The sequence below is a fragment of the Hydrocarboniphaga effusa AP103 genome, from assembly GCF_000271305.1.
GTDB classification, from domain to species: Bacteria; Pseudomonadota; Gammaproteobacteria; order Nevskiales; family Nevskiaceae; genus Hydrocarboniphaga; species Hydrocarboniphaga effusa.
The window spans coordinates 1,605,554-1,629,758 of sequence record NZ_AKGD01000001.1; the positions used below are offsets into that span (position 1 = coordinate 1,605,554).

At 65.1% G+C, this 24,205-nt stretch carries 18 protein-coding genes, 1 tRNA gene and 2 pseudogenes; 12 read left to right on the forward strand and 9 right to left on the reverse strand.

Annotation, left to right across the window (positions count from 1 at the left end; all coding sequences use genetic code 11):
* Positions 1-27: 27 nt before the first annotated feature.
* The 4 genes and pseudogenes from WQQ_RS07090 to istA all read right to left on the reverse strand — a co-directional run bounded on the left by WQQ_RS07090 (position 28) and on the right by istA (position 4,168).
* A complete protein-coding gene (locus WQQ_RS07090) occupies positions 28-762 on the reverse strand; it encodes a GlcG/HbpS family heme-binding protein (RefSeq protein WP_050997591.1) in 735 nt (244 codons plus the stop codon).
* A 78-nt stretch (positions 763-840) separates the two neighbouring features.
* Positions 841-1,723 (reverse strand): annotated as a pseudogene (locus WQQ_RS07095) (carbon-nitrogen hydrolase family protein).
* Positions 1,724-1,874: 151 nt separating this feature from the next.
* Positions 1,875-2,679, reverse strand: a pseudogene (istB, locus tag WQQ_RS07100) (IS21-like element helper ATPase IstB).
* Positions 2,672-4,168: an IS21 family transposase gene (gene istA, locus WQQ_RS07105; RefSeq protein ID WP_040453142.1), complete on the reverse strand. Its 1,497-nt coding sequence runs from the start codon at positions 4,166-4,168 to the stop codon at positions 2,672-2,674. Before istA ends, istB begins: the two are co-directional and overlap by 8 nt.
* A gap of 393 nt (positions 4,169-4,561) precedes the next feature.
* On the opposite strand from istA, the gene mobQ reads away from it, so the two are divergent.
* Together mobQ and WQQ_RS07115 are read left to right on the forward strand one after the other, a co-directional pair.
* Positions 4,562-5,905, forward strand: a complete 1,344-nt coding sequence (mobQ, locus tag WQQ_RS23625) for a MobQ family relaxase (protein WP_157534538.1) — start codon at positions 4,562-4,564, stop codon at positions 5,903-5,905.
* A complete protein-coding gene (locus WQQ_RS07115; protein ID WP_040453162.1) occupies positions 5,905-6,255 on the forward strand; it encodes a hypothetical protein in 351 nt (116 codons plus the stop codon). The genes mobQ and WQQ_RS07115 overlap by 1 nt, the downstream gene beginning before the upstream one ends.
* 99 nt (positions 6,256-6,354) lie before the next feature.
* Here WQQ_RS07115 and WQQ_RS07120 read toward each other — a convergent pair whose 3' ends face one another.
* Positions 6,355-7,101 carry a hypothetical protein gene (locus tag WQQ_RS07120; protein WP_040453164.1) on the reverse strand — a complete coding sequence of 249 codons (747 nt, stop codon included), beginning with the start codon at positions 7,099-7,101 and terminating at the stop codon, positions 6,355-6,357.
* 10 nt (positions 7,102-7,111) lie between these two features.
* Positions 7,112-7,411 (reverse strand): hypothetical protein, encoded by a 300-nt coding sequence (locus WQQ_RS07125; protein WP_202800617.1) that lies wholly within the window; start codon positions 7,409-7,411, stop codon positions 7,112-7,114.
* Between the two features lie 142 nt (positions 7,412-7,553).
* Here WQQ_RS07125 and WQQ_RS07130 point away from each other — a divergent pair, with 142 nt between their 5' ends.
* On the forward strand, positions 7,554-7,862 hold the full coding sequence (locus WQQ_RS07130) for a helix-turn-helix domain-containing protein (RefSeq protein WP_040453166.1): 309 nt from the start codon (positions 7,554-7,556) through the stop codon (positions 7,860-7,862).
* Here the strand turns inward: WQQ_RS07130 and WQQ_RS07135 are convergent.
* Both WQQ_RS07135 and WQQ_RS07140 read right to left on the reverse strand, forming a co-directional pair.
* Entirely contained in the window at positions 7,857-8,408 is a 552-nt protein-coding gene (locus WQQ_RS07135) for a hypothetical protein (RefSeq protein WP_157534539.1), read from the reverse strand. The two genes, WQQ_RS07130 and WQQ_RS07135, sit on opposite strands and share 6 nt — an antisense overlap.
* A 120-nt stretch (positions 8,409-8,528) precedes the next feature.
* A tRNA-Ile gene (locus tag WQQ_RS07140) sits at positions 8,529-8,605 on the reverse strand.
* A 264-nt stretch (positions 8,606-8,869) separates the two neighbouring features.
* Between WQQ_RS07140 and WQQ_RS07145 the strand changes: the two genes are divergently transcribed.
* From WQQ_RS07145 to WQQ_RS07160, 4 genes are all read left to right on the forward strand, one after another.
* On the forward strand, positions 8,870-9,178 hold the full coding sequence (locus WQQ_RS07145; protein ID WP_007184439.1) for a hypothetical protein: 309 nt from the start codon (positions 8,870-8,872) through the stop codon (positions 9,176-9,178).
* 26 nt (positions 9,179-9,204) lie between these two features.
* Complete coding sequence (locus WQQ_RS07150) at positions 9,205-10,047, forward strand: MbnB/TglH/ChrH family RiPP precursor modification enzyme (protein WP_007184440.1); 843 nt, start codon at positions 9,205-9,207, stop codon at positions 10,045-10,047.
* Positions 10,044-10,817 (forward strand): HvfC family RiPP maturation protein, encoded by a 774-nt coding sequence (locus WQQ_RS22875; protein WP_007184441.1) that lies wholly within the window; start codon positions 10,044-10,046, stop codon positions 10,815-10,817. The genes WQQ_RS07150 and WQQ_RS22875 overlap by 4 nt, the downstream gene beginning before the upstream one ends.
* A gap of 171 nt (positions 10,818-10,988) precedes the next feature.
* The gene (locus WQQ_RS07160) at positions 10,989-12,101 is read left to right on the forward strand and encodes a hypothetical protein (protein WP_157534540.1); all 1,113 of its coding nucleotides are present in this window, start codon (positions 10,989-10,991) and stop codon (positions 12,099-12,101) included.
* Between the two features lie 277 nt (positions 12,102-12,378).
* Here the strand turns inward: WQQ_RS07160 and WQQ_RS22880 are convergent, their stop codons facing one another.
* The gene (locus tag WQQ_RS22880) at positions 12,379-15,345 is read right to left on the reverse strand and encodes a toll/interleukin-1 receptor domain-containing protein (RefSeq protein WP_007184444.1); all 2,967 of its coding nucleotides are present in this window, start codon (positions 15,343-15,345) and stop codon (positions 12,379-12,381) included.
* A gap of 177 nt (positions 15,346-15,522) precedes the next feature.
* Here WQQ_RS22880 and WQQ_RS24260 point away from each other — a divergent pair, with 177 nt between their 5' ends.
* From WQQ_RS24260 to WQQ_RS22885, 5 genes are all read left to right on the forward strand, one after another.
* Positions 15,523-18,009 carry a tetratricopeptide repeat-containing protein gene (locus WQQ_RS24260; RefSeq protein ID WP_007184445.1) on the forward strand — a complete coding sequence of 829 codons (2,487 nt, stop codon included), beginning with the start codon at positions 15,523-15,525 and terminating at the stop codon, positions 18,007-18,009.
* A 116-nt stretch (positions 18,010-18,125) separates the two neighbouring features.
* The gene (locus WQQ_RS07175) at positions 18,126-19,448 is read left to right on the forward strand and encodes a hypothetical protein (RefSeq protein ID WP_007184446.1); all 1,323 of its coding nucleotides are present in this window, start codon (positions 18,126-18,128) and stop codon (positions 19,446-19,448) included.
* The gene (locus WQQ_RS07180; protein WP_007184447.1) at positions 19,438-20,178 is read left to right on the forward strand and encodes a hypothetical protein; all 741 of its coding nucleotides are present in this window, start codon (positions 19,438-19,440) and stop codon (positions 20,176-20,178) included. The genes WQQ_RS07175 and WQQ_RS07180 overlap by 11 nt, the downstream gene beginning before the upstream one ends.
* Complete coding sequence (locus tag WQQ_RS07185; RefSeq protein WP_007184448.1) at positions 20,162-22,945, forward strand: AAA family ATPase; 2,784 nt, start codon at positions 20,162-20,164, stop codon at positions 22,943-22,945. The genes WQQ_RS07180 and WQQ_RS07185 overlap by 17 nt, the downstream gene beginning before the upstream one ends.
* Positions 22,946-22,952: 7 nt before the next feature.
* Entirely contained in the window at positions 22,953-24,143 is a 1,191-nt protein-coding gene (locus WQQ_RS22885; protein ID WP_007184449.1) for a hypothetical protein, read from the forward strand.
* Positions 24,144-24,205 lie beyond the last annotated feature (62 nt).

Below are 24,205 nucleotides of genomic sequence, written 5' to 3' on the forward strand. Positions count from 1 at the left end.
GGTTATGCCCGCCCTGCGCGGGCTGATTTACTTCTTTCTCACCACCGACAGCTTCACCTTCTCCTCGGTTCCCCCGCAGAGTGGATGCTTGAAGCCGCTCGACTTCTCGGTCTGGCCGAGGAAGATGATGTTGTCGTCCTTCGCGGGGCTGACACCACCCGGCATGTAGTCGAGCGCGAACGCTTGGCGCGTCTTCCAGGCGATGTTGTGGTCCGCGCACGAAGAATCGCCGCTTACGCCCAGTGCTCCCACGCGATCGCCTTTCGCGTTGTATAGCGCCAGTCCGCCGCCGAACACGTTCACGCCGCCGATCCGCTTGCCCGTCATGGGGTCCTTCGCGGTGCCGAAATACGCGGCGTTGCCGGCGTAGGCCACGCCGGTGTCCACCGGGTTGGAGTGCTGCAAGCCGTAGAGGCTGCCGCCCGGCTGCGTGGCCGAGTAGAGATTGGCGGTGGAAAGCGCGAGGCCCGGAAGGCTGAAGGCATTCGCGGTATTCGCCTTCTGCGCGGAGATCACGCGGCTACCGAGCCACTGGTCGCCGTACTCCGCGCCGGTGAAGGCCACGGCACACACGGTGCCGTCGGTGCTGACAACCGTGCCCCACATGTCGAGGTTGAAGCCGCCATTGGATTCCTTGCGGGCGGCGGTGAGCGTTTCCTTGAGCTGCTGCCAGCCAGGAAGGCGGTCGCACGCGCCCGCGTGAGCCGCGAGCGGCAGAAGGAGAGAGGAGAACATCAGGGTTAGAACAGGGAGCTTCGTCATGATTGAAACCTCTGGGTTGAGATGAACCCGATGGCGGGCGATCCGCCTGGGGTCCGGGTGGTGGTTGGGAAAAACCAGCTACGGATTCGCATGCCGAGCCCTCTGGAGAGCCGGCATCTTCTGCCCATCCCAGTCGCGGTCAACCGCGACCTGGGCCTGTGCCCGGTGCTTTTCAAGCGCCTCGAAGTCCAGATCGGCGATCGCCCACAACTGCTCGCCGCGGGCCATGGCGAGAATGCCGCCTTCCGGAAAGCCATGATCCATCGGTGCATAGATCGTGGCCTCGCCGGTGTTCGTGTCCAGCGCAGGGCTCCAGCCGGCGGTTCCAGTCGTCACCGCCTGCGCGACGAACATCCGGTTCTCCAGGGCGCGTGCCATGCAGCCCACGCGGACCCGTGTCGCGCCCGCCGCGGTGTCCGTGCAACTCGGGACCAGCAGCAGGCGGGCGCCGGCCTCGCGCTGGGCGCGTACGGGCAAGGGGAATTCGCTGTCGTAGCAGACGGAGATGCCGGCACGCACACCGTTGAGATCGAACACCTTGAGGTCGTCGCCGCCCTCGATGATGCCGGCCGCCCTCTCGAACCCCGTCAGCTGCAACTTGTCCTGATAACCGCGCGTGCCGTCTGGCGCAAACCACCAGGCCCGATTGCGATAGCGCTGCGGGGCCACCTCGGTGAGGAACGTGCCGGCCTGGAGGGTCATGCGCAGCTCGCGCGCCAGATCAGCGTACAGCGTCAACCACGCCGGCTGCAGAGGCTGCAGCGCGGCCAGCGAGGCGCTCAGGTCGCGGCTGATCTCGGGGGGCAAACGTCGCCGCCAGCTCGAGGGCAAGGTACTCGGGCAGCACCGCCAGTTCGGCGCCGGCGCGACTCGCTTCCTCCAAGATCAGCCGCTGGCGTGCGGCGAATTCCCCGAAGTCCGCGGGTTTGCCCACGGAGTACTTGGCCACGGCAAGCTTCATCGGCGGGCCTCCAGGGGCCGCAGCCACATGGTCAGCGTCTGCCCGGTGTTGGCGCTCACCGAGAACTGACCATCACTGCTCGTTGAAAATTGACCAGGGATGGAGGCCGGCGGCGGATGCTGCCGGCGTGGTTTGATTCTATCGCTGGTCGTCAGATCGTCTCGTCGGTTTCCTCCTGTTGCCGGGTCTTGGCCTGCTCCCTGGACTTGATACGTGCTTTGGCGATGTGACTGCTGTGCCGGAAGCGATAGGACTCGTTGCCGGTCTCGACGATGTGGCAGTGATGCGTCAGTCGATCCAGTAGCGCCGTGGTCATCTTCGGATCGCCGAAGACGGACGCCCATTCGGCGAAGACCAGATTGGTCGTGATGATCACGCTGGTGTGCTCGTAGAGCTTCGACAGCAGGTGAAACAGCAGCGCGCCACCGGCCTGCGAAAACGGCAAGTAACCCAGCTCATCGAGGATCACGAGGTCCAGATGCATCAGCTGGTGCGCCAGCCGGCCAGCCCTTCCAGCGGCTTTCTCCTTCTCCAGCGTGTTGACCAGCTCGATGGTCGAGTAGAAGCGCACCCGCTTGCCATGGCGGGCGACGGCTTCGATCCCCAGCGCCGTGGCCAGATGCGTCTTGCCGGTGCCAGTACCGCCGATCAGCACGATGTTCTCGGCCTTCTCGGTGAAGGCGGTCGTGGCAAAGGTGGTGATCTGCCGGCGGTCGACCTTCGACTGCTCGAAATCGAAACCCGCCAGATCGCGGTGGATCGGAAAGCGCGCGACGTGCATCTGGTAGCGGATCGAGCGCATCGCCCGGTCCGTTGATTTCGGCCTGTACCAGCTGCGTCAGCAGGGTCTCGTAGCTGGTCAGGCCCGTCGTCGAGCCTTGTTCCAGGCCCTCGGCATAGCAAGCCGCCATGCCATACAGGCGCAGCCGCTTCAGATCATTGATCAGATCAGCCATGGCTCAGCTCCGTACGCAGCGTGTCGTAACGCTCGGTATCGGCAATCGGCGCCGCCTTCACCTGCAGGGAGGTCTCGACCGTCTGCGGTGGTGGTCCCTCCCTAAGTCGCGCGAGGACATTGAGGACGTGCTCGGCGCTGGGCCGACCGCTGTCGAGCACCAGTTCGACGGCGACCAGCACCGCCTCCAATCCGTGCGTCGGCACCGTCATGAGCACCTGTGCCATGACCTTGTCGCCGCCGTCACGTTTGAGCAAAGCCCGACGCAGCCGTTGCAGCGGGTCCGGCAGATCGGCAAACGGCGCACCGTTTCGCAGCGCACCGGGCTTGCGCTCGATCAGCGGCAGGTAGTGCTGCCAGTCGTAGACGACATGATCGCGATCGACGGCGCGGGCATGCTCGGCCACGATCGACTGATCGGCGACGATGACAATGCGCTCCGGATACAGCCGCACGCTGACGCGATGGCCCGCCAGCCGACACGGCACTGAGTAGCGATTGCGGGCGACCGACACCAGACTCGTGCTCGACACTCTGGCCGGCAGCTCGACGTAGCCGTCAAACGGTGTGGGCATCGGCATCAGCTGTGGCTGCTCGTGCTCCCAGGCCTCGCGGATCGTCATGCCGGAGAAGTCCGGGTGCGGCGCTGACCAGGCCTCCATGCACTGGGTCGCCAGCCAGACATTGAGCTCGGCGAAGCTGCCGAATCGCTGCTGCGTAGCGTCGAGCCAGATCCGGCGACGGGCATCCTGCACGCCTTTTTCGACGCGACCCTTCTCCCAGCCGGAGGCGACGTTGCAGAAGTCGGGATCGAAGAGATAGTGCGCCGTCATCGCGGCGAAGCGCGCGTTGACGACGCGACCGCGATCCTTGCGCGGGGTCTGGTCGACCGCCGTCTTCATATTGTCGTAGATGCCGCGCCGGGCGACCCCGCCCAGCCCGGTCAGGCAGCGCGTGTGGGCGTCGAAGAGCATCTCGTGGCCCTGGCTCGGATAGGCCACGAGCCAGAAGGCGCGAGAGGCGCACAGCTTCATGTGTGCCAGCTGCACCTTGCGCCAGATGCTGCCGATCACGAGGCGCTCCTCGCTCCAGTCAAACTGGAAGGCCTCGCCCCAGGTGAAGGTCAGCGGCACGTAGACCGCTCGGGCGCTGACCGCACCCAGCTCGGCGCGCCACTTACGGACAAACTCTGTGACGCGCGCGTAGCTGCCGGTGAAGCCCTGGTCCTTGAGCTGCGCATGCAGCTTCAGGGCGGTGCGTTGCTCTCGACGCGGACGGCGCGAATCGGCCTCCAGCGCCTTGCGCAGCCACTGCTCGTGGTCCGTGATCTTCTTGGGGCCGGCAGGGCGCCGGTACTTCATCTCGCTGCGGGTCGCCTCCCGCAGCCACGCCTTGATCGTGTTTCTCGACAGGCTCGTGCGTCGTGCGATCTCGCTGATCGATAGCCCGTCCCGAAGCCGCATCCTGCGGACTTTCGCGTATGTCGCCATGGTGTGCACCTCTTCTCCCTGCTGGGCCTTAAACCCCGCAGGCTAAGTCGGAACACCCTGGTCAATTTTCCGCGAGCAGATCCTCGATTTGCTGGTCAGTTTTCAGCGAGCGGCAACATGGTTCTTGATCCCAAGATGACGGACGAGAAAAAAGAGTCAAGCAGGAGGCGTTTTGTTGCCACAATGAACGTGGCCCAAAAATTTGCATTCCTGATTTTTTCTTGTAACAGAGAAAAATCTTGCCGGTCGGTGAAAAGGAGTCACCATATATGTAAGAACCGGAGTTGATCCAAAGAACAAGGGTGGCCCTCAAAAGCCACACCCAAAGCGAAGCGTAAAGCGCGGTTATGCAAACGATGAAGCCGTTTGCCCGCGCAAGGGGATGAAGCCCCCTTGACCCCAACAGCAGAAGCGAAAGATTTTCCCTTGTTATTTAGGTCTGCAAAATGGATGGCAATCTACAGGTGTGAGGTCAAAACTTTTTCCCGGTCTGCTGGACATTCAGCGGTCGCAAAAGCTGCCTATCGTGCTAGGGACAATTTGCTGGATGAAAGCACCGGCCTGAGATATGACTACAGCAAGCGCCCTGGTCTTGCTCATTCTGAAATCCTGCTGCCCAAGAACTCACCTGCATGGGCCAAGGATCAATCCACCCTCTGGAACCAGGTCGAGAAAGCAGAGAAGCGCAAGAACTCCACGGTTGCACGTGAATTCCTGATCGCTCTGCCCCACGAACTCAGTCCAGAACAGAGGATCGAGCTTTGCAGGGACTTGGGTTCAAAGCTGGTTGAACGCTTTGGCTTTGCCTTGCAGTTCAATATCCATCTGCCAGACAAGCCCGGTGGCCTCAACCATCATGTACACATGCTGGCTTCAACCAGAATGCTGGAAGCAGAAGGCTTCACCGACAAAACCCGCGACCTCGATGAGATAGCCAAGGCCAAGGATGAAGACGGCAAGCGCTTCAACCCTGCCATTCTCGAAGTCAGAAAGCTGGTTGCCGATATCACCAACGAACACCTTGCCCATGCAGGCTTCAGCGCGCGTGTTGACCATCGTTCCTTGTTGGATCAACAGCAGGCAGCAGCAGATGCTGGCGATCTCAAAGCTTTGGTCCATGCCAACAGACAGCCCACCATCAAGGAAGGGCATGGAGCAGGCAGCGAACACAGAAAGGCAGTGAATGTTCAGATTAGGGCTGAGAACTTCCAGCAGCAGCGTGAATTCATCGACCTGCTGAAAGCAGAGATCAATCCCATCGAGATCAAGAAGGAAGCGCTGGCAATGCTGGGCCTGAGCGCCGAACCCAGCAAGGCAAAACCTTCTGGACCCATTGCCACCTCAAGCCCACATGCTCGCTTTGAGCAGTTTGGAAATCTGGTTGCACATCTGGCGGGCCAGCAAAACCCATCAGTGGGCAGCAGTGGTGGCAGTTCAATGGATGGCTCGATAGAAGCCACCATCAGCCAAATCGATGCCCTAGAAGCTAAGCTTGCAGCGTTACCCGGTGCTTTTAACCCCAAGGTCAGCCAGCAGCGTGCCAGCCTCAAGAAGCAGATTGAAAACCTGAAAGCCCAGCTTGCTCAGCAGTTGGACCAGAAGACGAAGCAGAAGGGGGGCGGCAGCACAGGCCCCACATTCCCAAGCAGGCCAGCGGCCGCACCAGTAGCCACAGGTCCACCTGTGCCAGCTATGAGCTTGCCACCACCAACGCCAATGAAGCCAAGGGGGTGGTGATGGCCGACGACGACTTCATAAAATTCATGACCGAACTGCTCTTTTGGAATTGCCAGCAGTATCAGTGGCTAGAGGAGCACAGACTGTGCAAGCTCCAAGAAAATCACTTGAGCATGATCAAGTCATGCATCAAGGGTGGCGCAGATATCACGGCCACCAATGACAAGGGCCAGACAGTGTTTGACTGCCTCAACCAGCAGGACTGCCTGCATTTGGAGCAGTGGTTAGCGGAAAACGTAGAGTCCTTCAAGCCTCACCAGCGCGAACCAATCGAGCAGGTTCTGATGAAGCGACTGCTGGAAAGAAAGGAACTGCAAACCGTCACGAAGAGAAAAAGGCTTGTCCTGTAAATCGACGCTTCCATGCTAGCCAATGCAGAGGATCTGAAGCAGGCAAAGAAAAACCCGCCACCAAGCAATTGATGGCAGGTTCTGTTGAGTGCCAAGAAATCAGCGGAAGCCCATGATGTCAGCAACTTCTTTCATAAGGCCATAAGCCTGCGCTTCATTCAGTGCGCTGCCGATGATGTGCCTGTTTCCACTTGCCTCGAAGCAAACCATGTTACCCACTGCTGCCACCTGAGCTTGACGGGCTTCACGAATTCCCTCTGTAACGGCATTCATCAATCCTGCGGCCATCATGGTTCCTGACGTGCCCACAATCGTCGTGCTGATGGACTCCTTGCCTGTCATGACATTGCGCGTCAGAAACCGAGCAATCGAATGCGCAGGATAGGTTCGGCCATCGATCGACAGTTCATTTTCACTGACCACAAATTCGTAAGGGCGGCCTAGCGTCTGCTTCTGGAAGCCCTTCTTTGCATGATGACGCCAGAACACTGTCAGCCAAACAGCAAAGACGATGGAGGTGATCAAGCCGGCAGGCACAGCCAGAAAATTCATGGCTCCAAAATCTGGATCACCACCCCTTGTTCCAGCAGCAAGGGCGGCTAACACCATCATGCCAATTGATCCACCGATGAAACCCCCAACCAACGCAATGAAGGAGGTGCCAAGGTATTTGCCTTGGTCTACATGCGGGGAAACGGTGAACTTCCATTCCCCAGCCCCGGCCTGCGCTCTTTGGTAGCCCGGTATCGCTTTGGTGGAAATCCGCCTTGAGCGCATCACTTGCAGATGGGTCCACATGAAGAAGCAAAGGCCACCACACATCGCCAAGTAGATAAGCCCTCTCATGGTGACCGCCTTACTTACCGGTCAGAGGATTAACAGCAGGTTTCCCCTTCTCGTTGCACATGGCATCGGAGACGTTCTTGCCAGTGATGCCAATGGTGCCCATCACATAGCAGTTGTACTGCTTGCCGGCCTTCGTCTTCACCGAGTACGTCGTTTTCAGCCCTTCATCCATGCGGTTTGCGATCGTGAAATCTCCCACGTCCAGACCCAGGGCAAAAGCTGTGTTCTGTTCCAGCCTCTGATCTGTGACAGCCATTGAAGCGCAGGCCGACAACAGGACAGCAAAACCCCCAACCGCTACTTTTTTCACGCGTGGCTCCCGTAATTCTCCCAAAATGGGAGTACAACTAGCCTAGCGGTAGCCTAGTTGGCTGTATAGGCGGCATGTCTCCCGAGAACATGGGCGAATGCCAAAAGGAGCACGAAACACAACCATCCGCCGCCATCTTGGGATGAACCTCAAGTACGGCAGGACCCTGCTGGGGCTGACTCAGGAACAGTTGGCAGAGCGGGTCAATGTAGACCGCAGCCTTGTGGGTGCCATCGAGCGGGGAGCCAGCGGGGCCAGCATCGACTCACTGGTAACGCTGGGGGCTGCCATCCATGTGCCTGCCCATGTCCTCATCATGCCACCGGCAGAAGCGCATCCCCTGATACTGGCTGGCATCCAACCACTGCTGCAGAAGGCGCAGATTGATAGCTTGATTGAAGGCAAAAACCTTCCAGCAGGAAAGAAGCGGAAACGCTACACCGGCTTATAGAACTGGGCGGCCTTCACCAGTCGGCAAGTCTTTGTGGGCCATGTCAGCCTTAATCGTTGCGTCCTGTTCGGACGCCCTCTCGGCATCTAAGTGCCTCTGCCTTGCTGCCAGATACTGAGGAAGCGTCAGCCACTCGCCTGCTGCGTCTTCAGATAGGTTCTGGGTCAGGGAGTAGAAGAATTCCAGCGGTTTCCCGGCCTCAACCATAAAGGGCCACAGTGAGTCATGACCTTCGTTCATAAAGGCACTGAAAGAAGCACTCACCAAGCCACTGGTGAGCTTGCGTTCATGGCTTGAAGCTTGGGCAGTGCTCTTGAACGTATTGCCTCGAACGTACTCACGTATTGCCTGAATGCTGTACCGGTTCGATCCGCCCACCTTTGTGAATGGCGGGGGACGGCCTGCCGCTCGGTCATCACTGAGTTGCTTCGGTGTTCTTGAAAGAATGATGGCCGCCTGCTGGGGGGTCACCAACAGCATCCCATCAAGCTGCGACAACTCACGCAGCAGCACTTCCGTAGGAATGCCAGGGATTTCTTTTGGCACAGGCAACTCCGAGGCTCTTTTTCTCAGGTGAGGATACCTGCTGGCGAGCCAAAAGAAGCGGCAAAAGGGCAACGGCAAATGCCCGTAAAAGCCGGAGCCATGCCGGAGCCATAATCAAATTGGTGGGCCCACCCGGACTTGAACCGAGAACCTACGAATTATGAGTTCGCTGCTCTAACCGATTGAGCTATAGGCCCTTTTTACACTTTCCCCAACCAGCGCCTTGGACTTCTGAAAATCCCAAACGCGGGATTATGAGTCTCCTGCTCTAACCAATTGAGCTATAGGCCCTGCGTCAACGCTGCTTGCGAACAAGCGGCCGGCATCATAGCCGATGAGCGCGAAGCCCCGGCGGGTGGCCAGGCCTTCGACAACGCGGCTCGCGGCGGCGCTTCGGCTAGGATGGCGGCCCGCATCTTGATCCGCCGCCCTGCCTGGACGGCCCTTCGACGGAGTACGACATGAGCAAGTCTCACCTGAATCAACCGCTGGCCATCGCGCTCGGCACGGTGGTGGCGCTCGGCGCCGGCAGCGCTTCGGCAGCCTCGACACAATTGCTGTTCGTGGCCAGCGAGCTCGCCTCGGGCTACGCGGTGGCGGTGGCCGGAGACGGCAAGGCCGGCGAAAAAGCGGCCGATCACGCTTGCGGCGGTGAAGGCGGCTGCGGCGGCGACATGGGCGCCGATGCCGGCAAGGCCGACGACAAGAAGGCCGATGCGAAAAAGAGCGACGATCATGCCGGCCAGGACAAGGCCAAGCCGTCCAAGTAAGCAGGCCTGACGCAGCGGGGCCGCGAATGTCCGAGTTCACCGGCGCCGGCCTGGGCCTGCGCCGGTCGCTGCTCGACGACTTGCTGCAGGCACCCGCCGGGGTTGTGGATTTCGTCGAGCTTGCCCCCGAGAACTGGGCCGAACTCGGCGGCAGCGCAGGCCGCCGTTTTCGCGCGCTGACCGAGCGCTACGCCGTCGCCGCGCACGGGCTCTCGCTCTCGCTCGGCGGACCCGATCCGCTCGACGAAGACTGGCTGCGCCGCATCCGCCGCTTCCTCGACACGCACGGCATCGCCGACTACAGCGAACACCTGAGCTGGACCGCAGCCGGCGGTCAGCTTTACGAGTTGCTGCCGCTGCCGTTCACCGACGCCTCGGTGCGCCACGTGAGCGCCCGCATTCGCCGCACGCAGGACGTGCTCGAACGGCGCATCGCGGTGGAGAACATCAGCCGCTACGCGACATTGCCGTCATCGCTCAGCGAAGCCGACTTCCTGCTCGCGGTGCTGCACGAATCGGGCTGCGACCTGCTGCTCGACCTGAACAATCTCTACGTCAACGAAGGCAACCATCCGCATCGCGAGGGCGGCAGCGATGCGATCGCGCTGCTCGATCGGCTGCAGCGCGAATTGCCGGCCGAGCGCATCCGCAGCTATCACGTGGCCGGGCACCTCGAAACCCGCGACGGGCTGCGCATCGATACGCACGGCGAGCCGGTGATCGATCCGGTCTGGCGCTTGCTGCAAGCCGCGCATGCGCGCTTCGGCGTGCGGCCGACGCTGCTCGAACGCGATAGCCGGATACCACCGTTCCCGGAACTGCTCGACGAAGTGCGACATATTCGCGAGCTGCAGCGAAGCGCCGCATGAGTGCGGCCAGCGACCAGGCCGAGCAACTCGCGTTCGCGCAGGCCTTGCGTGATTCCGCCGCGGCGGCACCAGCCTGGATCGCTGCGCGACCGCTGCAGATTTATCGCGAGCTCGCCTTCAACAATCTGCAACGCGCGCTCGCGCGCAGCTTCGCGGTCTCGCACTCCTTGCTGAGCGAAGCACGCTGGAACGCGCTCGTCGGTGCTTTCTTCAAAACCTTGCGCACGCGCGAACCCCAGCTGCGTCGCCTGCCTGCGGAGTTCACGCGCTGGCTGGCGGACGAGGCGCCACGTGAGGCTCCAGCCTGGTGGCTTGCGCTGTGCCGCTACGAGCAGATCGAGCTCGAACTGGCGATGGCCGATATCGAGCTGCCCGATGCGCCCGCACCGCAAGGCGAGGCGCTCGCGTTGCAATTGCTGGACGGACGACCGCAGCTCTCGCCCTTGGCGCGCTTGTTCGAATCCGAATGGCCCGTGCATCGCATCGATGCGGCTTTTGCGGCTGCGACACGCGACGATGCGCAGCCCTCCGCCGATCAGCGCACGCAACTCGTGATCTGGCGAGATCGCGCGGACAGCGTGCGTTTCATCGAGATCAATGCGCTGAGCGCACGACTGCTGCAAGCGCTCCGCGATGCACCCACGCACAGCGGTCGAGAGCAGTTGCGGCGGCTCGCAGCCGAGCTCTCGCAGGCACCCGAGCCGGTCGTCGAAGCCGGTGCCCAACTGCTGTCGAGTCTGTATTCACGCCAGATCGTGCTGCTGGGGTGATTCGACGGGATTACGCGGGCACAATCGAGGGCCATCAGGATTACTGCGAGCGCCCGCTTCATCGCGGTTCGTTGGAGCCCATCACGGACGATGCCCTCCACACTTTTCACGGACGAAATCGGAAAGACCGGCATGCCTGCGGTCATGCCGAAAACCAAAGTGCTTCACCGAATGCTCGCACTCGCCGGCGTGCTGGCAGCGTCGGCCTGCGCTTCAACTGCCCAGCGCACGGCTCCGCTCGATCCGCGCATCAGCCTCGGCGGCCTGGTCGCCGATCGCAGCGCCACGGGCAACGACTGGTTCAACAGCCGCATCAGCCTGAGCGGCCCGTTCGATCGGCTGCAATATCAGGTGAGCTACGTCGTCGACGGCGGCGATCTGCTGTCGCGCCTCGATGGCAGCGGGACGCAGCCGCTGCTCACGCGAGCGCCGCGCGATTACTCCGGTGAGGCACTGCGACAATCGATCAGCGCGACCTTGCCGAGCCTGGTCGGCAACGCGCCGCAGCTCAGCTTCAGCAGCCTGAGCGGCAGCCGCTTCAACGGCGTGGCGGATACGCCGCAACGCGAGCAGAAGGCGCTGCTCGACTGGAGCCCGGCGCCGTTCGACCTGCGCCTGGAATGGTCGGCTCCGCGTTTGATCTCCGATCTCAACAAGCCGCTCGATTGCAGCCTCGGCGGACGCCTAGAGCTCGGGCTCGATCGCTTCGGCGCGGACGATCAATCGCTCAGCCTCGGAGCGCGCAACTGCCAGGTCGATTCGCCCGACCGGCTCGTCGGCAGCCTGGGCGTCGACAACTGGAGCGGTGCCTGGCAGTTCGGCAAAACGGCGCTGCGGCACCAGTTGAGTTTCTCGGTGCTCGAAGTGGCGAACACCCCGCTCACGGCCATCGATGCGGGTTCGGGCTACGAACTGCGCCTGACCCAGACACGTTCGGCCGGCAGCTGGACCGGCGAATCCGCACTGAGCCTGCGTCGCGTCGCCACCATCGAAACGGGCAGCGGCACCACCGACTGGACCGCGCAGGCCAAGCTGCAGCGACAGATTCGCGATGTCGTCCTCACCGCGGGCTGGAAGCGCGATGCCGATCCGCTCTGGTTCGTGCCGGGAATCGCCAGCCCCGTCGATCAGCTCGCGCTCGGACTCGACCTGCGCTCCTGGCTCGCCGAACAGATCGGCGCGGCGAATCTGCTGACCGCCCGCCTGAGTTATCAGTGGAACCAGAGCCGCGATCCGGCTCTCGACGGCAGCGCGGTGTTTTGGAACCTCTCGAAAGCCTGGTAGTGAGACCGACTTAACAAAATGCTTCCGGCAAGGCCGCGCACTGTGAACTGTGCACGGCCGCGAACCGATGTGCTCGATATCTATGGCTCACCTTTCAAACGGGGGAGTTTTCGATGTCAGCCAAGCACCTGCATTCGCCTGCAGTCCATGCCCGCATTTGCGGCGCCGACCCGGAGCCGCCGCCGCCGAAGCCGCCGGGCACACCGCCCGAGGACGCTGGCGGTGGTGGAGGCGGCGGAACCAAGCCACCGCGTTGATCGGCAAGAACGAGTCCAGCTCAGGGTTCGAGGCAACGCTGCAGATCCACCGATTTCGGCAGCAGGGCATTGTTCTCCAGCGTCCAGGGACTCACGCAGTTCACACGGCCGGCGATTTCGCCGGCCGTTCTGTTTTCGAGCCCGAAAGGCCAGGCCTGCAGGCGACCGTCGTCGACCCCGCTGCTGTAAAGGGTCCGGCCATCGGGCGAAAACGAAATGGTCGAGATCGCTCCCATATGACTTCCGATGTCATCGATCAGCAACAGGCTCTGCGCATCCCAGAGCTTGATCTGCCCGTCGCTGCCGCCCGTGACGAGGAAACGACCGTCCGGGCTCCAGTCGGCATCGAAGACCGATTTGGTGTGCCCAGCCAGATCACCGATTCGCCCTTGTGCGGGCTCCCAGATGGCGGCGGAGGTACGCGCCTGGTCGAGCAGCAGTATCCGTTGGCCGTCGGGCGAGAATTTGGCAGCGAAGCAGCCGCCGGCATCCGGTAGATGCATGTGGTACCGCTGCGGCGAATGCAGCGAAATCCAGCCGACCTCATCGCTCTCGGACGCCATCGCAACCAGCGCCCGGCCATCGGGAGCAAAGCGCAGGCAGCCGATCTCTGGCGATTCTTCCGCATCGCCGACGAGCGGCTCCTCCAGGCGCGACTCCAGCGTCAGCAGATCGATCACGAGCGTCCGGCGCTGCACCGGTATCGCGAGCCAGCGCGAATCACCGCTGATGTCGAGCGCGAAGCGCGAATCCATGACGTACTGCGCCCGATGCTCGCCGCTGTCGACATTCCACAGATGGCCGGTGTTGCCCCTGTCGGCCGCGAACAGATGACGTCCGTCCGGGCTGAGGCGCAGGTTGGAGATGAAGCGGCCGGGCAGCTCGAAGCGGCGCAGTCGCTCTTGCGTCTGCGGATTCCAGACCTCGATGACGCCCGAGATCGTCGAGACCGCCACGCGTTCGCCGTCCGCCGAGGCGGACACGCGAGAGATGGCGTCGCCAAGCGGATCCAGGCTTGCGAGCGGCTCCAGCGCGGAGCCTCGCCAGATTCGCGGCCTGCCATCGAGGCCTCCACTGACAATCCGTCCGTCCGGCAGCAACGCGAAATCGACCGAATTGCGCCAGAAGACCCGAGAGCTTTCCGGGCGATCGCCATGCCAGCGTTGCCCGAGCGGGCGCTGATCGGCTCGCCAACGGGCGATCTGGCCGCTCGCATTGACGGTCAACAGCTGACGCCCGCGATTCGAGAGCAGCACATTGAGAATGTTGCCCTCCAGGCGCAACAGACTCTCGTTGGTCTGCACATCGACAACCTGTGCCCCTCCCGGAACGATCTGGGCAAACTGCGCGCCGTCGGGCCCCAGCGAGAATGGCTTGGAATCTGGAGATGCGCCCGAGTACAGCAGGCTGCCATCCCGGCTGCGCCAGATGCGCAGGCCATCGGCCGCTGCGGTCAGGAAGCGTTCGCGATCACGCGAAAAATCGAGAAAGGTGACTTGCTGGGAATGACCGCTGGCGAATACCAGCTCCCCGTTCGGCAAGGTCCAGCCACGCACGCTACCGTCTTCGCCGGCTGCGAGCAGGCGACCGCTGTCGTCATCGAACACCATGAGAACCACAGGGCGGCTGAGCCCGCGCAACCTCAGAGAACGACCGCCCGGCTGTCGCGAGCGCAGTTCGACCTCACCGGAACGCTTACCGAAGGCCATCCAGCGACCACTGCGATCGAAGGTGGAGAGAGTGACCTCACCATCCACGTCGATCGACCTGAAAGCGCCATCGGCGATCGACCACAACCTGGGCTTGCCACCCGGGGCGATCGCCAGCAGTTCGCCATCGGGGCCGAAGGGCTGGACCGAAGCCGGATCGAACGGATCGACGGCGACATCGAGCAACCGGCGCTGATCTTGGATCGACCAGACCGTACGATGGCCCTGAAGCGTCTTCGAGTTGACAACCGCCACCGACAGCAGTCGGCGATCGTGACTGAGGGCGGGCTCTTCACGTTTGACGAAGTTCCGCGCCGCTATCGCCGCATCTTCGATGTGAGCCAGCCGCCTGCCCTGCTCCAGCGACCAGACATCGATCCAGCCGTCCTGGCCGACCACCGTCAGCAGCGCATCGTCCTCGGTCAGGAACGAACGCCAGGGCACGCCGTTGCTGTTCAGCACCTGGCGCAGGGCATCGATCGGCTGCATCGCCCGCTGCAGCATGTAACGCAGGGCCAGGCTGTCCTCGCCGCGCCGATAGGCCTCGGCGAGATAGACGGCGGCGCGCATCGGCGACTCGGCCAGCAGTTCGCGACGACCGTGCTCGACGAGCTGACGCCGATACTCGAGCTGCTCGCGCTGATCGAAATCACGACGCTGCACGGTCATCGCGACGACGATCAGCAAAGCGAAGACGGCCAGCACGCCGCCGCGGATCAGGCTCTGCTCGCGCTGCCGGCGCCGCTCGCGGCGCACGAGCTCGTCGAGTCCCAGGCCGAGCAGGCCGGCGAGCAGCTTCATGCGCGCCAGGAAAGGACCGTCACCGGATTTGCGCAGATCGGCCGCGATCGGCTCGGACTCGAGCAGTGCGGGTGGAAAGCATTCGCGCGACGGATCGGCGGCGTGCGGCTCGCCGTCGACGATCAGCGCGAGGATGCGATCGCCGCCGCCCATCGCCTTGAACAGCCGGATCTCCTCATCAACCCAGCGGCTGGCGGCCGCGGATGGAGAACAGATCACGATCAGATGGCGCGATTCCGACAACGCCTGGCGAATCACGCCGCCGAGCTCGGCCGAGCTCGGCAACTCGTCACGGTCGCGAAAGATCGGCTGCAGCCGCTTGGGGACCGCGCCGCTGGCGGTCGACCGGCCGACCAGATGTCTCGGCACGCGATACGCCTCAAGCCGCCGATGCAGCCGGATCGCGGCGTGGCTGTCGTGATGGCTGTAACTGATGAACGCCCAATACCGGCGCGGGTCCTGCGGCTGCGATGACATCAACACGTTCTCCCCCGAGAAAGCGCCCGACGGACCGCGCCCCTGCGATCCGTCGGGCCTATTGTGAACGGATCGGCGGCTGCGGATGCGACAAAGCAAGACAATCGGGCCTGACTCCTTGAACGCCACACGAACTTCCGCGATGCCGCGGCCGTTCCGGCATGGCAGGCTTGAACCATGATTCCAACATCGGGTGGCGAAATCGGTCTCGACGAGTGGCTGTGTTTGCGCCGCAGTTTTTCGCGCAGCGGACCCGGTGCCACGCTGGTGCTCGGCGGCACCGGGCATTTGCTGCTGTCGCCGGCCGAGGAGGCCGAAATCACCGCTCACCTGGTCGGCCGCGTCCTGCCCGACATCGCCCGCCAGGCGCCGAGCGGCGGCGTGCTCGTCGCCACCGGCGCGGCCCCGGGAGCCGATCTGGTGTTTCATCGCACCGCGCTCGACTGGTTCCGCCGCACCGGCATTGCCTGTCGCGGCGTCGCGCTGCTGCCGGTGCCGCCCGAATGGCTGATCCAGGACTGGGTGCTCTACGCACGCAGCGCCGGCCTGGCGCTCGAAGACGAGACCATTGCACGCCATCGCGCCGCGCTTTCGCTGATGCTCGAAGAATCGCAATGGCGGGTGACGCTGTACCGGCCGCGCAGCGAACCGGCGCCACGCTCGCTCGATTGGCGCACCGATCAATACCGCCAGCTCGCGGCCTGCCTGGCCGAGCAGCCCGACATCCTCGTCGCCATGCTGCGCGCGCAAAACCTGCGCGAGCCCGGCGGCACCGCCGAAGTGGTCGAATGGCGCCGGCACATTCGCCGCATTCCGCCGCAGCTCAGCACGCTCGATGCGCAGGAGCCCGAATCGCTCGCGCGCCGGCGTCCGCTCATCGTCATCGACCCGAGCGTGCGCTTCGGCCACTACGAGGCACAGTCCACGATGCCCCAGGACAATCGCCGCGACGACGAGCGCGCGATGCTCGACGAAGTCGAGCAGGCCCGCCGCAGCGGCAACGAGCTGCGTTGCCACGACCTGCTGGCGAGCGCGTCCAAGCGCGGGCTGCGCTCGCGGCGCATGGACTATCTGCGCATCCTCACGCTCGCCAACCTCGGCAACACCGCGCTCGCGCTGGAGCATTACCGCGGCCTGGTGCTGGCGCCCGACGAGATCGACGAAGACTGGATGGCCCTGCAGGGCCGGCTCGAAAAAGACCTCGCCCAGCAGGCTTCGAGCGACGCCGAGGCGCAGGCGCACTACCTGCACTCGGCCGACGCCTACGCCTCGGCCTTCCTGCGCTCTCGCGGGGCTTACAGCGGAGTCAATGCGGCGACGATGTACTGCATGGCCGGCAAGACCGAGCGGGCGCGTCTCACCGCGCTCACCGCGCGCGAAGCGCTCGACGAGCTGCCCGCGGGCAATCCGGTGCGGGACTTCTACCGCCACGCCACCGTGGCCGAAATCGCCCTGCACCTGGGCGACTTCAGCGCCTGTTCCGCGAGCCTGGCCCGCGCCGACCGCCTGCTCGTCGGCGACATCACGCGGCGCGGACGCACGCTGCGACAGCTGCGCCAGCTCTGCCGCCAGCTGCGGATCGACGAGGCGGTGCTCGATGCGCTGCAGATGCCGACGCTGGTGCTGCTGCGGCGCAGCGCCGGCTCGCGGCTCGCATTCGAGGCCGGCGCCGCGCCGACGATCGAGCTCGGCGACGGACTCAAGCCCGGCATGCCGGTGTTCGCGAGCCTGCTCGACCCGCTCGATCTGCAGCTCGCCCAGCAATTGCTCGAACGCGGGCTCAACCTGTATCCGGTGCTCGCCCAGCCCGAACGCGAACTGCAAGGCGAGTGGACCCGCAACTGGGGCGAGGCTTCGGCGGCGCAGTTGCTGCAGATTCTACGGCGCGCACAGCCGATGGCGGTGGCGCCGGGCTTTCTCGACAGTGAACGCGACTGGTGCACGCGGCAGCTCGATTCGACCGCGCTCGGCGCCTCGCTGCTGACCGCGCGCCGGCTCGGCTGCCCGTGGCGGCTGGTGTCGGTCAGCCTCGACGACGGCATCGCGCGCTGCCTCGGCGTCAAGCTCGGCGCCGAGCAGCAACGCCTGGCCTGCCTTCAGCAGGAATCCGGAGCCGGCCCGGGCCGGCGCATGGTGGGCATCCTGTTCGCGGATTTCGTCGGCTTCCGGCGCATCGCCGACATCGACATGCCGCGCTTCTGGCGCGAGGTCATGATCGCCCTGATCTCGCATCTCAAAGCCTACGGCGAGCGCGTGCTGCACGCCGCCACCTGGGGCGACGCCCTGCACGTGATCACCGACAACGCCACCACCGCAGCCGATATCGCGGCCGATATCCAGCGGCTCATGGAAACCCGCAGGCAGCAGCGCAGCGGCAGCCTGCAGGCACTCGAATTGCGCATCGCCGCGCACTACGCCCCGGCCTTCGAGGAAACCGATCCGCTGCGCCAGACCCCGGTGTTCTACGGCTCGCAGATCTCGTTCGCGGCGCGCATCGAGCCGGTGACGCCGCCCGGCACCCTGTTCGGCTCCGATACCTTCGTCGCCCGGCTGGCGATCGAATCGCCCGATCGCTTCTCGGCCGAATACGCCGGCGAACTGGAGCTGGCCAAGCAGCACGGGGCGCACCCCTTGTTCGTCGTGCGCCGCCGCGCCGCACCCTAAGAGCCGGTTCACGATCTGGCGATCGCTGCGCCAGCCCGAAGGGTTGGCGCACAGGAAACGCAGTGACCGACAGATCGCGAACCGGCTCCAGCCGGCGGGGCGGGGTAAAATCGCGGATGCGCAGCGAGCCCCGCCCCAACAGCACCGAAGAACGCCTGGCCGACTGGTTCGTCCGCGGCGTCGAGCCCGACGACGTTCCCGCCCTGCACGCCCTGATCCAGGCGCGGCCGGCGATCCAGTCGCTGAGTACCCTGTTCTCGGGCACCGAGGCCGCCGTGCTCGTGCGCCTGCTGGTGCTGCGCGAGCTCGGGCGGCGCGGCGGCGACCCGTTCTTCGAGGCCGGCGAGCTGCGCGCCCAGTTCCCGTATCTCGACGAAGCCAAGCTCAACCACCTGATCGGCCGCCTGCGCATCAACGGCCTGCTGTCCTGGGACAGCGAAACCGCGCGCTACAGCGTCAGCCCGCTCGGACGCATGATCATCGCGGCGTTGTCGGGCTTGCTGAAGTTCGACGACGACGGCGCCGAGCTCGGCTACCTGGCCGCGCAACTCGCCGGCAGCGGAGCGATCGGCTCGGTGCAGGAAGACGAGCTGCAGCATCTGCTGTCGCGCCTGGTCGAGCTCAAGGACGAATTCGAGCGCGCGATCCTGTCGGGCTCCGAGCACCGCATCCGCGGAGCCGAAACCAAGCTCGCCTCGGTCTGGAGCTGGGTCGACAAGGGCAGCGACATCCTGCGCCGCATCATCGACGAGACCGATCTCGAAGGCCCCACGCACCGGGCGGCCCAGCGCATCGGCCAGGTCCAGAGCGAACTGCTGCGCATGAGCGGCGCCTTCCAGCGCGCGCTGAACCAGATCGAGAGCCAGAAAGTGCACCTCGGCGCGAGCGGCCTGTCGTCCGCCGACGTTTCGGCCTGGCTGCGCAGCCTCGACCAGAGCCGGCTCGTCGCGCTCGCGCAGGGCGCGGTCTCCCCGGTGCCGGACATGAACTTCGTGCTCGGCGACATCGCGCTCGACGCGGCCGAATTCGAGCTCGTCGACAAGCTGCTGCCCGACAAGCTCGACGCCCGGTTGCCGAACGCCGCGGAGTCGCCGCTCAGCGAAGGCGTGGAGCTGGAGCCGCCCGATTACGCCGAACTCGAACACTGGCGCGACGCCCTGCGCGTGGCGCCCGACGGCTGGCCGCTCGCCGAAGCGGTACCGCTGCGCGACTACGAGCTCTCGAGCTACCGGCTCTCGCTGCTCGCGCTGATCGGCGATCGCGAATCGGCCACGCTCGACGGCCCGGTCGCCGACCTCGCGCGGCTGGCCACGCGCCCGGTCTGGAGCGGCCGCGTGCTGCGGCTCGATCGCGACGGCGTCGCCGAAATGAGCGAAGGCCATCTGCGGGCGAAAGCCGCGGAACCCGACAACCAAGCAGGCGACCCGAATGGAAACTGAGCTGCAAACCCTGGTGGCGCGGCTGTCCACGCATCGTGTGCTGCCGCGCACCGACGCGCAGGTCCGGCGCGCCCTGACCGACGATCTGTTCTACAACGCACTCAACGAGCGCCTGGCCGCCTGCGGGCTCGAACTCGTCGAGCATCCTTACGCCGACAACGTCTGCCTGCGCGTGCGCCGCGACATGGAGCACGCGGTGTTCGGCGGCGAAGACGCCTGGCTGTCGAACAACGTGGGGCTCAAGCGCGACCAGATCGCGCTGCTCGTGGTGCTGTGGGCGTTGCTGATCCTGCCCAAGCGCTCGCGCCAGCACGAGCGCCGCGATGCACCGAACACGCAACGCCAGAATGAAATGTTCGCGGTCGAAAAGCCGCTGCCGACCGCGGCCGACATCGGCATCAGCGTGGCCGAGGCGACACTGGTGGCCGACTTCGGCGATCGCCTGGGCGGACGCACGCGCATCAGCATCGCGCTGCCGATGCTGTCGCGACTGGGCTTCATCGAACGCCGCAACGGCCGCATCTCCGAAGGCCCGCTGCTCGATCTCGCGCTCGACTACAGCCGCATGGCCCCGCGCGTGCTCGACGGCACGCTGTCCGAGCTGTTCGGCAGCCTCGCCGAGCAGGCCGAAGCGCCGAACGAGCCGTCGATCGATTCGCCCGGCGAAGAAGACGGAACCCTCAACGAAGAACAACCGCCGGAGAGCGAAGACGATGTTCAGCTTCCATAAGCTCGAGATCGTTCACTGGGACTGGTGGGAGCGCTTCTCGCTGCCGCTGGACGCGAACATCGTCACCGTGGTCGGGCCCAACGGCTCGGGCAAGACCACGCTGCTCGACGCGCTGCGCGTATTGCTGACCATTCCGTGCAGCAACGGCCGCGATTTCAAGCGCTACGTGCGCCGCGCCGACAGGCCCTACGCCTGGCTGCGCGCGGTCGTCAGCAATCCGCGGCGCGCCAACGGCCAGCTCGCGTTCTGGCCGATCACCGACGAGCGCGTGACGCTGTTCTGCCGCATCCGCAAGGACGGCGGCGAATGGAAGCGCAGCTACGGCATCGGCCGCGGCGACATCAGCGTCGAGGAAGCCGAAACCGCCGAGGCGGTGAACTGGGTCGGCCTGCGTCAGTACGAATCGCAGCTCGAAGGCGCCGGCCTGACGCGCGCGATCAAGCGCGTGCTCGCACTCGACCAGGGCCACACCGACAAGCTCTGCGAACTCAACGGACGCGAGCTGTTGTCGCTGGTGTTCGAAGTGTTCGGCGACAAGGACGTGCTCGACAACTACCAGAAGGCGCGCGAAGACCAGACCGCCTGCCAGCGCGAGCTCGACGAGCTCACGGTGCAGCTCGCGAGCCTGCACACGCGCCTGCGCGCGGCCGAGAGCGATGTGTCGTCCTACCGCGAATACCAGCGCCTGTTCTCCGAGCTCGCCGAACTGACGAGCCAGTGGCGCCCGCGCGTGCAGCTCGCCGAGCTGTCCGACAGCCTGCGCGGCAGCCGCACGAACCTGGTCGGCAAGCGTCGCGAGCATCGCGAGCTGCAGCGCACGATGAGCGAGACCGAAGCCACGCATGCCGCGCTCACCACCGAACTCGCGCAGGCGGCCGAGCTCGAATCCACCAGCAAGCTCGAACTCGATCGCGCGCAGAAGGCCGAGAAGGATTTCGCCAAGCAGCTGCGCAAGCCGCAGGGCCTCGTCGACGAACACCAGCGCCTGCTCGATCGCGCCGCGCGCCAGGCCGAAGGCCTCGATGTCGAAGCCGCGACGCGCGATCAGAACAAGCTCTCGCGCCGCAGCTACGAGCTCGATGCGCAGATCGAAGCGCTCGGCCGCGAACGCGACGAGCTGCGCCAGCGCGTCGCCGCGCTCGAATCGGGTCGTCGTCCGGAACCAGCCGAAGTCGTCGCGTTCCGCGCCGCGCTGCAGAAGGAAGGCATCGCGCATCGCATGCTCGCCGACATCGTCGAGATCACCGACGACAGCTGGCAGCCCGCGATCGAAGCCGTGCTCGCGGGCGTGCGCCAGCTGGTGCTGCTCGAAAAGCCCGAGGACCGCGGCCGCGCGTGGAAGCTCGGCGAGCAGCATCGCTATCGCCATTACGTGGTGCCGGATCGCGCGCCCGCGCCATCCGCGCGCAGCGGCTCGCTGCTCGAATGCCTGCGCTTCACGGCCGATCCGCCGAGCTGGCTGGTGCGCCTGCTCGACGGCATCCAGCGTGTCGACAGCACCGACGAAGGCGCCAGGCTGCCCGAAAGCCAGGCCTGGATCACACCGCGCGGCTATCAGCGCGAACGCCGCGGCGGGCGCGACATTTCGGTCGCCGACGTGCATTTCGGCCGCAACGCCGCCGCGCAGGCACGCACGCGACTGCTCGCGATCGAAGACGAAGCCGCCGGCCTGCGCGAAGCGCGCCAGAGCGTCGCGCAGAAGCTCTCGGCCGTGCAGATGGCGCTCGCCGGACTCGACGCGACGCGCGAACTCGCGGCGCGCGCGGCAGAGTTCGAAGCGGCAACCGCCGAACTCGAACGCCTGACGGCCGAGGCGCAGGCGCTGGAGAGCGCGCGTGCCGACGCGGCGACGCGTTACTTCGCCGCCGTCGAGCGCACCAAGCCGCTCGGCACGCAGCACGCGCTCGCCGAGGAAAAACTGCAGCGCGCGCGCAAGGCCGCCGAGCAGATCGACTTCGAGCTGCGCAGGACACAGCGCGCCTACGTCGAGCACGTGCTGTCGTGGCGCTCGCTGCGCAGCGGCAAGCCGCTGTCCTGGCGCTCCGACGCGGGGCTCGCCCAAACGCGTGCGAAGTTCGAATCGGTGGCTGCGGTGGAGCGCGAAATCGACCGACAGGAAAAGCGCAAGGCCGAGACGAACTACGTCACCGATCCGCAGTGCATTCCGCTGCGCGACAAGCTGTTCGCCGAGCACCAGCAGCTCGAATCGCGCATGGACGATCAGCACGTGCATCTCGACCGCGCGCGCAACAGCACCGACCGCGCGCGCAGCACCTACATCGGCGTACTGCGTGCCACGCTGCGCCGCTACGCCAGCAACCTGCGCTCGCTCGGCGCGCTCGCCGGCATCGACGTCGAGGTCAAGCATCCGGAGCTGTCGAACGACGATCTGTCGCTCGCGCAGGCGCGGCTCGAAGTGCAGTTCAACTTCGACCAGAAGGGCATGATCGGCCTCAACGACGGCGAAGCCAGCGGCGGCCAGCAGGTGATGAAATCGATGATCCTGCTGGTCGGCCTGATGGCCGAGGACGACAAGGGCGGCGGCTTCGTCTTCATCGACGAGCCGTTCGCGCACCTGGATATCTTCAACATCGACAAGGTCGGCGCGTTTCTGCAGGCCACACGCGCGCAGTACATCGTCACCACGCCGAACACGCACAACGTCAATGTGTTCAAGCCGTCCGAACTCACGCTGGTCACGCAGAAAAAGCGCGGCGGCATGAGCTTCGCGCCGCCGATCGCGTTTTTGCGGCGGGCGGTGGGCTGAGGCGCGAATGAGCGAGGCGGACTGGTCATCCGCCGATGCGCGCGGCATTCGCACGCGCGCGATCGACGTCGGCGCCAAATCGACGCTGCGCGGCAAGCGCCAGCGTCGAGTCGATGCGCTCGATCCCGAAGCCTGCGCGGCCTGGCCCGAGGACTGGCGCACGCTCGCGCGCGAATGGCTCGCCGACAGCGCGTCGCGGCAATGGAAGACGCTGCTCGGCATTGCCGGTCCGACGCGCGCCGCGATGGCGCCCGAGCTGCTCGATGCCTTGCTCGTCGCGGGCTGGCTGACGCTCGACGAGAAGCGCGAGGACGGCCGCTGGGTCGCCGTGCGCGCGGAATTTCGCGAGCTGGAACGCCTGCGCGAACGTCTCGGGCTGCCGAACCGCGATCGCCTCGCTGAGCGGCACCGAGGCTTGCTCGATCGGCGCTTCGACGACGCGGCGCTCGATGCCGCCGCGCAAGCCCTCATCGAGACGGCACCCGCGCTCGCGATCCGCCGCCATAGCCTGCTCGGCAAGCTCGCGGACTGGAGCGCCGACCGACGCAGCGGCACGCGCCGCGATTTCGCACTGTTCGCGGCCGGCGACACCAAGGGCATCGCCGATGCCGACTGGAACTGGCTCGCCGCATCGCTCTCGCTCGCCGAGTTCGGCATCGAGGCGCACACGCCACTGCTGCTGATGCGCGCACCGCTGGCGATCGCAGCGGTTCCCGATTTCATCGGCCTGACGCCCGAGACCATCGCCGCCGGCATCGGCTCGCCAGCCCGGATCCCGCGCTGGCGCCTGGTCGAAAACCGCACGAGCTTCGAACGCGCCGCGCGCCGCTATGGGGCCGAGGATGGCGTGATCTGGCTGCCGGGTTATCCGCCGGGCTGGTGGATGAAGGCGGTGGCGCAACTGCTCGAACAGCATCCGGCACCCGCGCTGATCGCCTGCGATCCCGATCCGGCCGGCATCGAGATCGCGCTGAGCGCCGCGGCGCCGTGGGAATCGGCAGGTCTGGACTGGCAGCCATGGCAGATGGAACCCGCAGTGCTCAATCGGCTGCCGACCGCGAAACCGCTGGCCGAGGCCGATCGGGTGCTGCTGTCGCGCCTGCTGGGCAGACCTCTGCCCACCACGCTGCGGGCACTCGCCGAGGCGATGCGCGAGCGCGGCATCAAAGGCGAGCAGGAGGGGCTCGGCGAGCTATGACCCGTCGACAGCCTCACGCCACCTGGCACTCGCGATCCCGATCCGCCGGCTAGGCACTCGGG

Excerpts from the sequence above, each read along its gene's own strand:
- WQQ_RS07150 (WP_007184440.1), top strand. The coding sequence starts at position 9,205 with ATGTCCGAGTTCACCGGCGCCGGCCTGGGCCTGCGCCGGTCGCTGCTC.
- istA (WP_040453142.1), bottom strand. The coding sequence starts at position 4,168 with ATGGCGACATACGCGAAAGTCCGCAGGATGCGGCTTCGGGACGGGCTA.
- WQQ_RS07090 (WP_050997591.1), bottom strand. The coding sequence starts at position 762 with ATGACGAAGCTCCCTGTTCTAACCCTGATGTTCTCCTCTCTCCTTCTG.
- WQQ_RS22880 (WP_007184444.1), bottom strand. The coding sequence starts at position 15,345 with ATGTCATCGCAGCCGCAGGACCCGCGCCGGTATTGGGCGTTCATCAGT.
- WQQ_RS24260 (WP_007184445.1), top strand. The coding sequence starts at position 15,523 with ATGATTCCAACATCGGGTGGCGAAATCGGTCTCGACGAGTGGCTGTGT.
- WQQ_RS07160 (WP_157534540.1), top strand. The coding sequence starts at position 10,989 with ATGCTCGCACTCGCCGGCGTGCTGGCAGCGTCGGCCTGCGCTTCAACT.
- WQQ_RS22875 (WP_007184441.1), top strand. The coding sequence starts at position 10,044 with ATGAGTGCGGCCAGCGACCAGGCCGAGCAACTCGCGTTCGCGCAGGCC.
- WQQ_RS07180 (WP_007184447.1), top strand. The coding sequence starts at position 19,438 with ATGGAAACTGAGCTGCAAACCCTGGTGGCGCGGCTGTCCACGCATCGT.
- WQQ_RS07130 (WP_040453166.1), top strand. The coding sequence starts at position 7,554 with ATGAACCTCAAGTACGGCAGGACCCTGCTGGGGCTGACTCAGGAACAG.
- WQQ_RS07185 (WP_007184448.1), top strand. The coding sequence starts at position 20,162 with ATGTTCAGCTTCCATAAGCTCGAGATCGTTCACTGGGACTGGTGGGAG.
- WQQ_RS07120 (WP_040453164.1), bottom strand. The coding sequence starts at position 7,101 with ATGAGAGGGCTTATCTACTTGGCGATGTGTGGTGGCCTTTGCTTCTTC.
- WQQ_RS07115 (WP_040453162.1), top strand. The coding sequence starts at position 5,905 with ATGGCCGACGACGACTTCATAAAATTCATGACCGAACTGCTCTTTTGG.
- WQQ_RS07145 (WP_007184439.1), top strand. The coding sequence starts at position 8,870 with ATGAGCAAGTCTCACCTGAATCAACCGCTGGCCATCGCGCTCGGCACG.
- WQQ_RS07175 (WP_007184446.1), top strand. The coding sequence starts at position 18,126 with ATGCGCAGCGAGCCCCGCCCCAACAGCACCGAAGAACGCCTGGCCGAC.
- WQQ_RS22885 (WP_007184449.1), top strand. The coding sequence starts at position 22,953 with ATGAGCGAGGCGGACTGGTCATCCGCCGATGCGCGCGGCATTCGCACG.